This window comes from Solirubrobacter soli DSM 22325, from assembly GCF_000423665.1.
GTDB lineage: Bacteria > Actinomycetota > Thermoleophilia > Solirubrobacterales > Solirubrobacteraceae > Solirubrobacter > Solirubrobacter soli.
Window position 1 is genome coordinate 496,340 of sequence record NZ_KE384071.1, and the last position, 14,170, is coordinate 510,509.

Here is a 14,170-nt window from a genome sequence, read left to right on the forward strand (position 1 = left end):
CAGGCATTCCGGAGGTGCCGTGATGGCCAGTAGCGAAGAGCCGTCCCCGAAGCCCACGTTGGTCGAAAGGATGCGCGCGCAGCGGGAGATCCACGCCTTGCGCCCGCTCTACCTGCGGGTGCTGATCACCGTCGCCGGCTTCACGCTGCTGTTCACCGGCCTGGCGATGCTCGTCCTCCCCGGCCCCGCGCTGGCGGTGATCCCGATCGCCCTGGCGATCCTCTCGCTCGAGTTCGCCTGGGCCGGCCGCGCCCTCGAGACCGCGCTCGAGAAGGCCGAGCAGGCCAAGCAGTCGGCCAAGGAGACCTCCCGCACCCAGCGGATCGTCGTCGGCGTCGCGATCGGCCTGGCGGTGATCGCGGCGGTGATCGCCTCGATCCTCTGGGAGATCCCGGTCGTCCCCTTCACCTAGCGGAGCAGGCCGAGCGAGCCTGTGAGGCGGCGCAGGACCTTGCCGTCGCCGTAGAACGCGAGGCCGAGGTAGTCGGGGGCGTCGGTCGAGGCGACCATCGCGCGGAAGTGCTCGTAGTCGGTCGTCGTCTGGCCTGAGCGGGGGAAGCCGACGACGCCGATCTCGGCCGCGACGGCCTTGGCGCGCAGCGACGGCAGCTGGTCCGCCTGCGCGCGCAGGACCGGGAGCCCGGTCGTGATCAGGCCCGGGTGCTCGTGCCCCGCGCCGTCGACGAAGGCCTCGCCGACCATCCCCGGCACCTTCGTCCCCAGCGTCATCGCCAGCACCGCGGCGGCGTTCGCCGCCAAGCCGGGCGCCAGCGCCTCGTCGACCACCACCACAGCACGTGTTCCGTTCACACGACAATCAGAGCACAGCTGCGGAGGATCGGGCCCAACTTCGCACGTCGTGCGGAAGAATCACCGCATGGTTCGACTTGATGCGACGGACTGGGCGATTCTCGACGTCCTGCAGGACGATGCACGGACGAGCAACCGCGACCTGGCGGCGGCGGTCCACGTCTCGCCGTCCACGTCGTCGGAGCGGGTCCGCAACCTCAAGGCCGACGGCGTCATCCGCGGCTACCACGCCGACGTGGACTACGGCGCCCTCGGCCGCCACGTGCAGGCGCTGACCGCGGTCACGATCCGCCCGCCCACCCGCGAGATCATCGAGGCGTTCCGCAACTGGGTCTCGGAGCTGCCGGAGATCGTCGGCGTGTTCGTGGTCTCCGGCGCGGCGGACTTCCTGCTGCACGTCGCGGTGCCGGACACCGACGCGCTCTACGCCTTCGTGATCGACCGCCTGACCGAGCGCGCCGAGGTCGCCGACGTCAACACCTCGGTGGTCTACGAGCACATCCGCCGCACGGTGCTGGAGCCCCTCACCCACTCGGGATGATGCGGCGCGCCGGCGCGGGTGCGAGCGTCGCCGGCAATGAGCGCAGCCGACGGCCTGAAGTCACCCACGCCGATCCTCGTCACACTCGCGTCCGGCCAGTTCCTGATGACCCTGGACACGTCGGTGATGAACGTCGCGATCGCGACCGTCGCGGAGGACGTCGGCACCGACGTGAGCGGCATCCAGACGGCGATCACGCTCTACACGCTGGTGATGGCGACGCTGATGATCACCGGCGGCAAGATCGGCGGGATCATCGGCCGCAAGCGCGCGTTCGCGATCGGGTGCGTGATCTACGGCTGCGGCTCGCTGACGACCTCGCTCGCGCCGTCGCTGCCGGTACTGCTGATCGGCTGGTCGTTCCTGGAGGGCGTCGGCGCGGCGCTGATCCTGCCCGCGATCGTGGCGCTCGTGGCGTCCAACTTCGCGCCCGACGGCCGCCCGCGTGCGTACGGCCTGGTGATGGCGGCGGGCGCGATCGCCGTCGCCGTCGGGCCCCTCATCGGCGGCCTCTTCACCACCTACCTGAGCTGGCGCCTGGTGTTCGCGGGCGAGGTGCTGATCGTGCTGATGATCCTCGTGCTCACCCGCCGGATCGAGGACGAGCCGCTCGGCAAGCGGCCGAAGATCGACGTCGTCGGCGTGGTGCTGTCGGCCGCGGGCCTCGGAGCGGCGGTGTTCGGCGTCCTGCGCTCGAGCAACTGGGGCTGGGTGAACCCCAAGCCGGACGCGCCGGACCTGTTCGGGATCTCCGCGACCCTGTGGCTGATCCTTGGCGGCCTGTTCCTGCTGTGGGTGTTCTTCGAGTGGGAGCAGCGCTTGGAGAAGCTGGACCGCGAGCCGCTCGTGCGGCCGTCGCTGTTCGCCAGCTCGCAGCTGGTCGGCGGGCTGCGGATGTTCCTGTTCCAGTACTTCGTGCAGTCCGGCGTCTTCTTCGTCGTCCCGCTGTTCCTCTCGGTCTCGCTCGGGCTCTCGGCGATCGACACCGGCGTGCGGCTGCTCCCGCTCTCGGTGGCGCTGCTGATCACCGCGGCCGGGATCCCGCGCTACCGGCCGAACGCCAACCCGCGCCGGGTCGTCCGGCTCTCGCTGATCTCGATGTTCCTCGGGACGGTCGTACTGCTCGCGTCGATCGACGCCGACGCCTCAGCCGAGATCGTCACGGTCCCGATGCTGCTGCTCGGCCTCGGGATCGGCGCGCTCGCCTCGCAGCTCGGCAGCGTCACCGTCTCGGCGGTCCCGGACGAGTTCAGCCCCGAGGTCGGCGGTCTGCAGAACACGGCGACGAACGTCGGCGCCTCGCTGGGCACCGCGCTCGCGGGCTCGGTGCTGATCGCCAGCCTGACCGCGACGCTGCTCACCGGCATCCAGAACAACCCCGCGATCCCGGACCAGGTCAAGCAGACCGCGAGCACCGAGCTCGCGAGCGGCGTCCCGTTCATCTCCGACGCCGACCTCGAATCGGCCCTGACCGAGGCGGGCGTGACGGGCGAGACCGCGACGCAGATCTCCGACGAGAACTCGAAGGCGCGCCTGAAGGCCCTGCGCACCAGCCTCGCCGTCGTCGCGCTGGTCGCGGTCGTCGCCCTGCTGTTCTCCGGCGGCATCCCGACCGTCCAGCCCGGAGCGGCGGCCCCGGACCGAGCGCCGCCGCCCCGCGAGATCACGGTCTAGGACCAGGCGCCCGAGGCAGCGGTGGCCCGCGCGTACTCGCCGAAGTCGCGCGGGGCGCGGCCGAGCGCGCGGCGCACGCCGTCCTGGGGTTCGACGTTGCGGCCGTCGAGCACCTCGCGGAACAGGAACGAGACCAGGTCGGCCTCCTCGTCCGGCACGCCCGCCTCGAGCATCCCGGCGTGGAAGGCGTCGGCGGGGACGCGGACGAAGCGCACCTCGCGGCCGAGCGCGGCCGAGATCTCCGCGGCGGCCTCGTCGAAGCGCAGCGCCCGCGGACCGGTCAGCTCGTAGATCTGACCGTCGTGCCCGTCCTGGGTGAGCGCCGCGACCGCGACGTCGGCGATGTCCTCGGCGTCGATGAAGGGCTCGGGCACCGCGCCCGCCGGCAGCGCGATCTCCCCCGCGAGCACCGAGTGCAGCAGGAACGCCTCGCTGAAGTTCTGGGCGAACCAGCTGCAGCGGACGACGGTCCACGCCGTGCCCGCCGCGATCAGCTCCTGCTCGGAGCGCTGGGCCTCGGGCTCGCCGCGGCCGGAGAGCAGCACGAGCCGCTCGACGCCGCGCTCGGCGGCGAGCCGCGCGAACGCGCCGATGATCTCCGGCGCACCCTCGATCGCGAGGTCCGGATAGAAGGAGACATAGACGGCGGAGACGTCGTCCAGCGCGCGGTCCCACGTGGACGCGTCGTACCAGTCGAACGGCAGCGAACGCGACCCGACGCGCACGGAGACGTCCTGCGCGCGCAGCCGCTCGACGATGCGGCGACCCGTCTTGCCGGTGCCGCCTAGAACCAGGGTGTGAGTGCTCATGTGCGCATTGAAAATGAGATGCGCGAGCGCCTCCATAGTTGAATTGCGCGAGTTCATGCGCAATCGTCTAGCGCCGTGGATGCCGTAGCCGGCCTGCTCGACGGTCCCCGCGCCCGCGGCGCGTTCCTGTTGCGCTCGACGATGGACCCGCCGTGGTCGCTGCGGATCGAGGACGAGGCGCCGCTGACGCTGGTCGCGATCGTCCGCGGCAGCGCGTGCATCGTGCCCGAGGGCGGCGAGACGGTGTGGCTTCGGGCGGGTGACGTGGCGATCGCGCGCGGCCCGGACCCGTACCTCGTCGCCGACGATCCCGCGACCCGGCCGCAGGCGGTGATCCTCCCGGGCGGCGAATGCCGGACCCCGGACGGCCAGACGCTGAAGGTCATGGACTTCGTCGGCACCCGCAACTGGGGCAACAGCCCGGACGGCGAGACCGTGATGCTGACCGGCACCTACCAGCTCGAGGGCGAGATCTCGGGGCGGCTGCTGCGGGCGCTCCCGCCGCTGATGGTGCTGGAGGCCAGCGCGTGGGAGACGCCGCTGATCGGCCTGCTCGCCGACGAGATCGTCAAGGACCAACCGGGCCAGGAGGCGGTACTGGACCGGCTGCTCGACCTGCTGCTGATCGCCGTCCTGCGCACCTGGTTCGCCCGCCCGGAGGCCGAGGCGCCGGGCTGGTATCGCGCCTACGCCGACCCGATCGTCGGGCCGGCGATCAAGTCACTGCACGCGGACCCCGCCCACCAGTGGACGGTCGAGGAGCTCGCCCGCGGCGCCGGCGTCTCCCGCGCCGCGCTCGCCCGCCGCTTCAACGACCTCGTGGGCGAGCCGCCGATGAGCTTCCTCACAGGCTGGCGGATCGCGCTCGCGGCGGACCTCCTGCTCGAGCCCGACGCCACGGTCGGCTCCGTCGCGGCGAAGGTCGGCTACGGCAGCCCGTTCGCCCTCTCGACGGCCTTCAAACGGCTGCGCGGCGTGAGCCCGAAGCAGTACCGCGTCACCGCGCTGGCATGAGGCTCGTGCTGGCCCTCGTGGGGCTCCTGCTCCTCGCCGGGCCCGCCCACGCCGCGCCGCGCTGCTTCGGCGCCGCGTCGCGCGACCCCGAGCACCGCTGCGTGAACCCGAAGCTGGCCAAGCTCGTCACGCCCACGCCCGACCAGGCGCTGTTGAACCCGAACTTCGCCTGCGTCCGGCACGCGGTGACCGAGCGGTTCGCACCGTGCGAGTTCGGCTCCAAGGCGCCCGCGGCCACCGTCGCGCTGATCGGCGACAGCCACGCGCAGCACTGGCGCTCGGCGCTCGCGGTCGTCGCGAAGCGGCACAACTGGCGTGTCGAGGACGCGTCGGTGCCGCTGTGCATGTTCTCGACGGCGACGACCAGCGCCGAGGCGCCATTCGACACCTTCTGCCCCGCCTGGAACCAGGACGTCGTCGACTGGCTCGCGGCCAACCCGCAGATCAGCACGATCTTCGTCGCCGGCAAGACGCGCCAGTACGTCGAGCCCGCGCCCGGGCAGTCGAGCTACGCGGCGCGCGTCGAGGGCTACAAGGCCCGCTTCGCGGCGCTGGCGGACCGGACGCTGATCGTCATCCGCGACGACCCGGACGAACGGGTCACGACCAAGGACTGCGTGCGACGCCGGATGGCGCGCCGCCAGACGCTCGTGCGCGCGTGCGGCGTCCCCCGGAGGACCGCGGTGACCGCCGACCCGGCGATCGCCGCCGCCCGCGCCGTCGGGGCCCGGACGATCGACCTCACCGACCAGTTCTGCGGACCGAGCCGCTGCTACCCGGTGATCGGCGGCGCGCTCGTGCACAAGGACGCCGACCACCTCACGCAGGTGTTCTCGCGGACGCTCGGCCCGTTCCTGGACCGCGCCTACCGCGACTTGACGATCAGCAGCACCCCGGCGCCCACGGTCACGAGCGTCGACGTGACCGCCGGGTCGGAGTAGACGAGCTCGGAGAACTCGACCAGCTCCTTGGCGTGCGAGAGCGTGTTGTCGACGACGAGCAGGCCGTTCGGCCGCAGCGCGCGGATCAGGTCGGGCCAGTAGTCGACGTAGTGCGTCCGCTCCGCGTCGAGGAAGATCAGGTCGAAGGCGCCGTCGGCGAAGGAGCGCAGCGCCTCCGCGGCGTCCTGCGTGCGCAACTCGACGAACCCCGCCACGCCGGCCTCGGCGACGTTCGAGGTCGCCTGCGCCGTGCGCTCGGCCTCGATCTCGATCGACAGGACCGTGCCGCCGACGGCCTCGGCGGCGTCGCCGAGCCAGATCGTCGAGTAGCCGTTGGAGGTGCCGACCTCCAGCACGCGCGTGGCGTTCATCGAGCGCACGAGCACGCCGAGCAGCTCGGCGGTCTCGGGTTCGACGTTGCGCAGCCGCTGGAGGCGGTCCTCGCGCTGCTCGTCGTGCGCGCGCCCGTGCGCGTAGAGCTCGTCGAGGAAGGTCTGGCGCGTCTCGTCCATCAGTCGGAAGCCTCGTCGAGTCGGGAGAGCTGGTCGGCGGAAAGTGTCAACGAAACGCCCGCGAGGACGTCGGCCAGCTGCTCGGGGGTCCGTGCGCTGGCGATCGGCGACTCGACGCCGGGCTTGGCCAGCAGCCACGCGATCGCCACCGCCGCGACCGGCACGCCGTGCTCGGCGGCGACCGCGTCGAGCGCGGCGAGCACCCGCTTCCCGCGCTCGTCGAGGTACCCCGAGGCGCGCTCGGCGCGCGGGCTGTCGCCGTTCTCAGCACCGCGGTACTTCCCGGTCAGGAAGCCGCTCGCCAGCGCGTAGTACGGCGCGACCTCCAGGCCGAACCGCGCGACGACCGGCGCGAACTCGGCCTCGTAGCCCTGGCGCTCGACGAGGTTGTAGTGCGGCTGCAGCCACTCGTAGCGCGCCAACCCCTCGCGCTCGGCGAGCTCCAGCGACTCCGCGAGGCGCTCGCCGGTGGTGTTGGACATGGCGACGTGCAGGACCTTGCCCTCGCGCACCAGCGCGTCGAAGGCCCGCACGGTCTCCTCGACCGGCACCGACCCGTCGTCCTTGTGGGCGTAGTAGAGGTCGATGCGGTCGGTCTGGAGCCGCTCCAGCGATCCGTCGACGCGGGACGCGATGTTGGCCGCCGAGAGCCCGCCCTCCGAACCCACCTTGGTCGCGATCACGAGCGCGTCCCGGTTCCCCCGCGCCGCCATCCACTCGCCGATGATCGTCTCGGAGATGCCCATGTTCGGGCGCATGTAGGTGTCGGCGGTGTCGATGAAGTTCCCGCCCGCCTCGACGTAGGCGTCGAGCACGGCGAAGGACGCGTCGCGGTCGGCGGTCCAACCGAAGACGTTGCCGCCGAGGCAGAGGCCAAAGACGTCCATGGAGGCCTCCACAGTACGAAACGAGAGAGGGCGCCCGGCGGGCGCCCTCTCAGAAATCAGGCCGCGGTGCCCGCTGGTGTGGGTGTGGAGGTCGTCGAGGTGTACTCGAACTCCTCCTCCGCGCCGAACAGCGCGTCCAGCACCTTCTTGCGCAGGCCCTCGGAGACGACGAGCGCGATCGCGCCACCGACGATGCCGAGCAGGATCAGCTTGCCGAACCCACCGCCGCCACCGCGGCGCTTCTGCACCTTCGGCGCCTCGTAGAGGCCGACCGAGACGTCGCGGACGCTGCCGGCGGTCTCGCGAATGTGCTTCTGCAGCTTCTTGTCGTCGAAGATCTGCTTGGTCGGGTTCTTGCCGTTGTTCAGGCGCCCGTAGGCATCGCGCGCGGACTCGAACGCGGACACGATGTTCTGCCGCAGCTCCTCGTCCTCGATCAGCCGCTGCACGTACGGGTTGGAGCGGGCCGACTGAGCCGCCTTCCCGGCCTTTTGCACCTTCTTGTTCGCCATCGCTCCCTCGCTCAACTCGCTTTCAAATGCGTGATCTTGGCCGAGCATACCCACCTGCGCCATTCACGAGTGCGGCATCGAACACGTCGCCGATCTCGTCGACCCAGACGAAATCCAGGTTCTTGCGCAGTGCCTCGGGGATGTCATCGACGTCCGGCTCGTTGCGTGACGGCGCCAGAATCCGCCGCACACCCGCCCGCTGCGCCGCCAGCGCCTTCTCCTTCAGGCCGCCGATCGGCAGCACCTGCCCGGTGAGCGTCAGCTCGCCCGTCATCGCGACGTCGTCGCGCACCGGCCGGCCGGTCACCAGCGACATCAGCGCGGTCGCCATCGTGATGCCCGCGCTCGGCCCGTCCTTGGGGATCGCGCCCGCCGGCACGTGGATGTGCAGGTCGCGGGTCGCGAACCAGTCGTCGGGCAGGTCGGCATGGCCGCGCACATACGACAACGCCGCCTGCGCGGACTCCTTCATGACGTCCCCGAGCTGACCGGTGATCGTCAACTTGCCCTTGCCGGGCATCGCCGTCGCCTCGACGAACAGGACGTCGCCGCCCACGGGCGTCCACGCCAGCCCGGTCGCGACGCCCGGTTCGGCGGTGCGCCGCTTGGTGTCGGACTGGAACCTCACGCGGCCGAGCAGCTCGCGCGCCTTCGGGGCGGTCACGGAGACCTTCTTCGAGTGCGTTCCCTCCGCGACGCTCAACGCGACCTTCCGGCACGCGGACGCGATCTCGCGCTCCAGCCCGCGCACGCCCGCCTCCCGCGTGTACTCGCCGATGATCGTCTTCAACCCGGAGTCGGTGAAGCCGACCTGCGAGCGCTTGAGCCCGGACCGCTCGATCTGGCGCGGGACGAGATAGCGCTTGGCGATCTGGAGCTTCTCCTCCTCCGTGTAGCCGGCGAGCTGGATGATCTCCATGCGGTCGCGCAGCGGCGGCGGGATCGTGTCGAGCGTGTTCGCGGTCGTGATGAACAGCACGCCGGACAGGTCGAACGGCACGTCGAGGTAGTGGTCGCGGAACGACGAGTTCTGCTCGGGGTCGAGCACCTCGAGCATCGCGCTGGCGGGATCGCCCCGGTAGTCCGCGCCCATCTTGTCGATCTCGTCGATCATGAACAGCGGGTTCTTGGCCCCCGCGTCGCGCAGCGCGCGGATGATCGTCCCCGGCATCGCGCCGATGTAGGTCCGCCGGTGGCCGCGGATCTCGGCCTCGTCGCGCACGCCGCCCGCGCTGATGCGTTCGAACTTGCGCCCCATCGCCCGCGCGATCGACTTCCCCAGCGACGTCTTGCCGACCCCGGGCGGGCCGACGAAGCACATGATCGAGGAGCCGGAAGCCTCGGGCTTGAGCTTGCGGACCGCCAGGAACTCGAGGATCCGGCCCTTGACCTTGGTGATGTCGTAGTGGTCCTCGTCGAGCACTGTGCGGGCGTGCGCCAGGTCGAGGTTGTCGTCGGTGCGCTTGTCCCACGGCAGCGACGCGATCCACTCCAGGTAGGTGCGGATCACCCCGTGCTCGGCGGCCGCCTGCGGGAGCTTCTCCAGCCGCGACAGCTCGCGGTCCGTCTGCTTGCGGACGGCCTCGGGCAGGTTGAGCTCGGCCAGTTGCGAGCGCAGGTCGTCCAGCTCGGCCTCGAGGGGGTCCTTCTCGCCGAGCTCCTCCTGGATCGCCTTCAGCTGCTGGCGCAGGACGTACTCGCGCTGCGAGGACTCCATCTCCGACATGACCTGCGACTGGATCTTGGACCCGATCGCGACGATGTCGAGCTCGCGCGCGAGTACCTCGGAGAGCTGCCGCAGCCGCTTGCTGACGTCGACCTCCTCGAGCAATGCCTGCTTCTGCTCGACCTTGATCCGCAGCGCGCCCGCGATCAGGTGCGCGAGCGCGGCCGGGTCCTCGAGGTTGGCGACCGCCATCTGCAGCTCCTCGGGGAGGTACGGGACCTCCTCGATGATGTGCGTGAACGTCTGCTGGACGTTGCGCATCAGCGCGGTCAGCTCCGGGCCTTCCTCGACCTCGTCGGGCAGCTCGGAGACCTTGGCGACGAGGTACGGCTCCTCGCCCACCCACTCGTCGATCCGCACCCGCTGGCCCGCTTGGACGAGGATCCGCAGCGACCCGTCCGGGACCTTGAGCATGCGGGCGACGACGCCCGCGACGCCGACCGTGTGCAGCTGGTCCGGGCCGGGCGTCTCGAGCTCCGGGTCCTTGGAACCGAGCATCACCAGCATCCGGTCGCCCGCGAGCACATCGTTGACGAGCTGGATCGACCGGTCCTGCCCGACCGCCAGCGGCGTCAGCGTGTCCGGATAGGTGACGGTGTCGCGCAGGGGCAGGACCGGAACCGTCTCCGGCAGGACCGCGGGCAGCTCGTCGTCATGGGTGGCGCTCACCGGCGCCGATGCTACTCGGCCTTCTCGGACGACCGTCCGTTTGCGGGGGACGCCACGTCATGCCGCGAGTACCTTCGGCTGGATGCGCCTGCTGTTCGCGCTCATCGTCGTCGCCCTGGTCGCGCCCGCCACCGCTCACGCGCGTGACACGCTGCTGTGGGCCTGCCACGGGCCCGACGGGCGCGCGTTGCCGGGCGGCTACGACTCCGTGCGCTCGGCGGGCACGTTCGTCACGCCGACCTCGGGCGTGCCGTGCGCGACGCCGAGCGACACGGTGCGCGTCGGCTTCTCCAACCCGGCCCCGGCGGAGGGGAGCCTCGCCGCGCTGCGCCTGAACGCGCCGCCCGGCGTGCCGGTCACCGGTGTCTGGCTCGGGCGCGACGTGACCGGCCCGGGCTACTTCGCGCGCACGTCGACGATGGACCTCGAGACGCTCGACACCAACCAGACCCTCGGCGGAACGTTCACGCGTGCGGCGACCGGGTCCCGGGTGGAGCTCGGCATGCGCTGCGCGAGCGCCGGGTGCGACGCGAGCGGCGTGCTCGACTTCCGCTTCGCCGCCCTGGTGGTGCAGGACGCGACGAGCCCGACCTTCTCCGTCAGCGGCCTCCCTCCGTACGCCGCGGGGGTCAGCGAGGTGCTCCTGGACGCCCGCGACACCGGGCTCGGGCTGGCGAGCGCGAGCGCGACGCTCGCCGGCATCCCGCTGGCGTCGATCCCGCTCGGCGGGAGCCGGTGCACGGAGCTCTCGCCCGGCGACGCGACCGCCGACCTGCCGCTCGCGGAGGACTGCCCGGCGGCGCGCCGCATCTCCCTCGCCCTCGACAGCGCCCAGGTGCCGGACGGCACCCATCGGCTGGAGATCACGGTGACCGACGGGGCCGGGAACGCCACCGTGCAGGGGTTCGACCTGAAGGTCGTCAACCACCCGCCGATCACGGTCACGCCCACCCCCACGCGCACCCCGGTGCCGACGGCGACGCCGACAGCCACGCCGGTGCCGAACACGGCCGTGGTGGGCGCGCTCGGGCGTTATAAGGCGGGCGCGGTCGCCGTCAACGCCAGTTGTCCGGCGCGCGCCGCGGCCGCCTGCGCGGTGAAGCTCACGCTGCGCGCCAAGGTCCCGCCGAGCAAGCGGACGGCGACGATCGCCCGCGCCCGCTCGACGGTCAAGCCGGGCGCGAAGGCGAAGCTGACGCTCAAGCTCTCCGCGGCGGCGCAGCGGGCGTTGAAGAAGCGGAGCTCGTTGCGGGCGACGCTGACGCTCGCGGGCGCGAAGCCGGTGTCCGTGACGGTGCGGCGGGGATGATCAGCGGGGTCTGCGTCTCCGGGTCCTCGATCACCCGGCAGCGGACCCCGAAGACGGCCTCGACGAGCTCGGCGTCGACGACGTCCGCGGGCGCGCCCCGGGCGACGACGCGGCCGTCGCGCATCGCGATCAGGTGGGTGGCGTAGCGGCATGCCTGGTTGAGGTCGTGCAGGACGGCGACCAGCGTGCGCCCGCTCGCGTGCAGCTGGGCGCACAGGTCGAGCACCTCGATCTGGTGCTGGAGGTCGAGGAACGTGGTCGGCTCGTCGAGCAGCAGCAATGGTGTGTCCTGCGCGAGCACCATCGCCAGCCACACCCGCTGGCGCTGGCCGCCGCTCAGCTCGTCGACCGGGCGGTCGGCGAGGTCGGCGACGCGGGTGGCCTGCATCGCCTGCTGGACGGCCTGCTCGTCCTCGCGCGACCATTGCCTGAGGAAGCTCTGGTGCGGGTGCCGGCCGCGGGCGACGAGGTCGACGACGCTGATCCCGTCCGGCGCGGTCGCGGACTGGGCGAGCAGCCCGAGGCGCCGCGCGACGTCCTTGCTCGGCTGTCTGGCGATCTCGCGGCCGTCGAGCAGCACCGCGCCCCGCTTCGGCTTGAGCATGCGGGCGAGTGCGCGGAGCAGGGTCGACTTGCCGCACGCGTTCGGCCCGACGATCGCCGTGAAGCCGCGGTCGGGGATCACGACGTCGAGCCCTTCGGCGACGACGCGCTTGTCGTAGGCGAGCGTCAGGTCGTGGGCGGTGAGCGTCACGCGGAGCGCCTCCATTGGGCCGCGAGCAGCGAGACGAGGTAGACGCCGCCGACGGCGCCGGTGACGACGCCGACCGGGAGCGGCGTCCCGGGCACGAGCCGCTGGGCGACGAGGTCGGAGGCCTGCACGATCAGCGCGCCGGTCACCGCGGCGCCGATCAGCGACGGCTCGGCGGTGCGCAGGACGCGCTTGGCGATCTGCGGCGCGGCGAGCGCCACGAACGCGACCGGGCCGATCGCGGTCGTCGTCGCCGCCACGAGGCCGACCGCGAGCGCCACCAGCGCCGCGCGTGCACGCTCGACGGGCAGGCCGAGGCCGTGCGCCGCGTCGTCCCCGAGCTCGAGCGCCTTCAACGAGCGGGCCGCCGGCGCCGCCAGCGGCAGCAGCACGACGCTCGCGATCAGCAGCGGTCGGACCTCCTCCCACGTGCGGCCGTTGAGCGACCCGAGCAGCCAGCGCGTCGCCTCCTGCGCCTCTTCGATGCGAGCGCGGGAGAGCATGAAGTCCGTCAGCGCGAGCATCAGCGCCGCCATCGCGATGCCGACGAGCACCAGCCGGAAGCTCGACAGGCGCCGGCTCTTGAAGGCGAGTCCATAGACGATCGCGGCGGTCACCAGCCCGCCCACGACCGCGCCGGCAGAGGCCTCGAGCCCGCCGCCGCCGACGATCGTGATCACGAACAGCGCGCCGGTCACGCAGCCGGCCTGGAAGCCGACGACGTCCGGCGAGCCGAGCGGGTTGCGGGTGATCGCCTGGAAGATCGCTCCGGAGATACCGAGCGCGGCGCCGCTGACGAGCGCCGCGAGCACGCGCGGGAGCCGCAACTCGTTGACGATGAAGTCGGCGCCGGGCGGGCCGCCGCCGAGCAGCGTGTCGACCACCGCCGCGGGCGAGAGCGCGAAGTCGCCGGTGCCGATCGCGACGACCGCGAGGGCGCCGGCGGCGAGCGCCAAGGCCGCGGTGGCGACGACGCCGCGCGGGCGGACGCGGGCCGAGAACACGGCTGCCCTCACAGCTCGGCGATCCTCCTTCTGCGCACCACCGAGATGAAGATCGGGACGCCGACGAACGCCATCACGATCCCGGCCTGCACCTCGCCGGGGCGGGCGAGCACGCGGCCGAGCGAGTCGGCGACGAGCATCAGGGTCGCGCCGAGCAGCGCGCTGTAGGCGAGGACCCAGCGCTGGTCGGTGCCGGCGATCGCGCGGGCGACGTGCGGGACGGTCAGGCCCACGAAGGCGATCGGGCCGGCCGCGGCGGTCGCCGCTCCCACCAGCAGCGTGATCGCCACCGCGCCGCCGATCCGGGTCCGGCCGGCGTGGGTGCCGAGCGCCCGCGCCTGGTCGTCGCCGAGCGCGAGCGCGTTCAAGGCCGCGCGAGGACGGCGGCGCCGACCGCGCCCAACGCCACGAACGGCAGCGCCACCGTGAGCTCGGTCGTCCCGCGCCCGCCGAGCGAGCCGACCGACCACTGGTTGTACTTCTGCAGTAGGTACGGGTCCGTCAGCGCCAGGCCGTAGACGAACGCGATCAGCGCGTAGGTGATCGCCGTCCCCGCCAGCGCGAGGCGGACCGGCGTGGCGCCGCCGCGGCCGGCGCTGCCGATCGCGTAGACGAGCACCGAGGCGAGCGCGGCGCCGAGGAAGCTGAACCACACGTAGCCCTCGGGCTGGGTGATGCCGAGCAGCCCGATCGCGGTGACGACCGCGGCGCTGGCGCCCGCGTTGACGCCGAGGACGCCCGGGTCCGCGAGCGGGTTGCGGGTCAGCGCCTGCATCAACGCGCCCGCCAGCCCGAGCGCCGCGCCGACCAGCAGCCCGAGCGCGGTGCGCGGCACGCGGACGTCGGTCACGACCGTCGCGTCGCCGCCGTCGAGGTGGCCGAACAGCGCCTCCACCACGTCGCTGAACGGGATCGCTCGCGCCCCCACCGCCAGGCTCAACAGGATCGCGAAAGCGAGCGCCGCAAGCGCGGCGGGTACGGCAACAACGCGCATTAGGGTGCCCTAATCTA

14 protein-coding genes and 1 pseudogene are annotated in these 14,170 nt (G+C 72.1%); 6 read left to right on the top strand and 9 right to left on the bottom strand.

The features are described from left to right. Positions 1-70 precede the first annotated feature (70 nt). Positions 71-412 carry a PGPGW domain-containing protein gene (locus G569_RS55140; protein ID WP_037501884.1) on the top strand — a complete coding sequence of 114 codons (342 nt, stop codon included), beginning with the start codon at positions 71-73 and terminating at the stop codon, positions 410-412. On the opposite strand, the gene G569_RS0138160 is transcribed toward G569_RS55140, so the two are convergent. Then, positions 409-810, bottom strand: a complete 402-nt coding sequence (locus G569_RS0138160) for a DUF2000 domain-containing protein (RefSeq protein ID WP_028067298.1) — start codon at positions 808-810, stop codon at positions 409-411. The genes G569_RS55140 and G569_RS0138160 overlap by 4 nt on opposite strands. A gap of 67 nt (positions 811-877) precedes the next feature. Here G569_RS0138160 and G569_RS0138165 point away from each other — a divergent pair, with 67 nt between their 5' ends. Both G569_RS0138165 and G569_RS55145 read left to right on the top strand, forming a co-directional pair. Continuing rightward, entirely contained in the window at positions 878-1,351 is a 474-nt protein-coding gene (locus tag G569_RS0138165; protein WP_028067299.1) for an Lrp/AsnC family transcriptional regulator, read from the top strand. Between the two features lie 36 nt (positions 1,352-1,387). Next, positions 1,388-3,025 carry an MFS transporter gene (locus G569_RS55145; protein WP_053227627.1) on the top strand — a complete coding sequence of 546 codons (1,638 nt, stop codon included), beginning with the start codon at positions 1,388-1,390 and terminating at the stop codon, positions 3,023-3,025. Here G569_RS55145 and G569_RS0138175 read toward each other — a convergent pair. Beyond that, positions 3,022-3,834 carry a Rossmann-fold NAD(P)-binding domain-containing protein gene (locus tag G569_RS0138175; RefSeq protein WP_028067300.1) on the bottom strand — a complete coding sequence of 271 codons (813 nt, stop codon included), beginning with the start codon at positions 3,832-3,834 and terminating at the stop codon, positions 3,022-3,024. The genes G569_RS55145 and G569_RS0138175 overlap by 4 nt on opposite strands. A gap of 75 nt (positions 3,835-3,909) precedes the next feature. On the opposite strand from G569_RS0138175, the gene G569_RS0138180 reads away from it, so the two are divergent. Together G569_RS0138180 and G569_RS0138185 are read left to right on the top strand one after the other, a co-directional pair. Continuing rightward, positions 3,910-4,848 (top strand): AraC family transcriptional regulator, encoded by a 939-nt coding sequence (locus G569_RS0138180; RefSeq protein ID WP_028067301.1) that lies wholly within the window; start codon positions 3,910-3,912, stop codon positions 4,846-4,848. Beyond that, positions 4,845-5,789: an SGNH hydrolase domain-containing protein gene (locus tag G569_RS0138185; RefSeq protein ID WP_028067302.1), complete on the top strand. Its 945-nt coding sequence runs from the start codon at positions 4,845-4,847 to the stop codon at positions 5,787-5,789. Before G569_RS0138180 ends, G569_RS0138185 begins: the two co-directional genes overlap by 4 nt. Here the strand turns inward: G569_RS0138185 and G569_RS0138190 are convergent. From G569_RS0138190 to lon, 4 genes are read right to left on the bottom strand one after another with little or no spacing between them, the layout of a single operon-like run. After that, positions 5,714-6,301 (bottom strand): O-methyltransferase, encoded by a 588-nt coding sequence (locus tag G569_RS0138190; protein WP_028067303.1) that lies wholly within the window; start codon positions 6,299-6,301, stop codon positions 5,714-5,716. The two genes, G569_RS0138185 and G569_RS0138190, sit on opposite strands and share 76 nt — an antisense overlap. Then, positions 6,301-7,188 (bottom strand): aldo/keto reductase, encoded by an 888-nt coding sequence (locus G569_RS0138195; RefSeq protein WP_037501887.1) that lies wholly within the window; start codon positions 7,186-7,188, stop codon positions 6,301-6,303. The genes G569_RS0138190 and G569_RS0138195 overlap by 1 nt, the downstream gene beginning before the upstream one ends. A 56-nt stretch (positions 7,189-7,244) precedes the next feature. Continuing rightward, positions 7,245-7,700 (bottom strand): hypothetical protein, encoded by a 456-nt coding sequence (locus tag G569_RS0138200; protein WP_028067305.1) that lies wholly within the window; start codon positions 7,698-7,700, stop codon positions 7,245-7,247. Between the two features lie 22 nt (positions 7,701-7,722). Next, positions 7,723-10,095, bottom strand: a complete 2,373-nt coding sequence (gene lon / locus G569_RS55150; protein ID WP_053227628.1) for an endopeptidase La — start codon at positions 10,093-10,095, stop codon at positions 7,723-7,725. An 82-nt stretch (positions 10,096-10,177) separates the two neighbouring features. Between lon and G569_RS0138210 the strand changes: the two genes are divergently transcribed. Then, complete coding sequence (locus G569_RS0138210) at positions 10,178-11,404, top strand: hypothetical protein (protein WP_028067306.1); 1,227 nt, start codon at positions 10,178-10,180, stop codon at positions 11,402-11,404. On the opposite strand, the gene G569_RS55155 is transcribed toward G569_RS0138210, so the two are convergent. The 3 genes and pseudogenes from G569_RS55155 to G569_RS55160 form a co-directional block, all read right to left on the bottom strand. Further along, positions 11,295-12,173, bottom strand: coding sequence for an ABC transporter ATP-binding protein (locus tag G569_RS55155; RefSeq protein ID WP_037501890.1), 879 nt, complete (start codon positions 12,171-12,173; stop codon positions 11,295-11,297). The two genes, G569_RS0138210 and G569_RS55155, sit on opposite strands and share 110 nt — an antisense overlap. Continuing rightward, entirely contained in the window at positions 12,155-13,171 is a 1,017-nt protein-coding gene (locus tag G569_RS0138220; RefSeq protein WP_028067307.1) for a FecCD family ABC transporter permease, read from the bottom strand. The genes G569_RS55155 and G569_RS0138220 overlap by 19 nt, the downstream gene beginning before the upstream one ends. Further along, positions 13,168-14,153, bottom strand: a pseudogene (locus tag G569_RS55160) (FecCD family ABC transporter permease). The gene G569_RS0138220 and the pseudogene G569_RS55160 overlap by 4 nt, the downstream one beginning before the upstream one ends. Between the last annotated feature and the right edge of the window lie 17 nt (positions 14,154-14,170).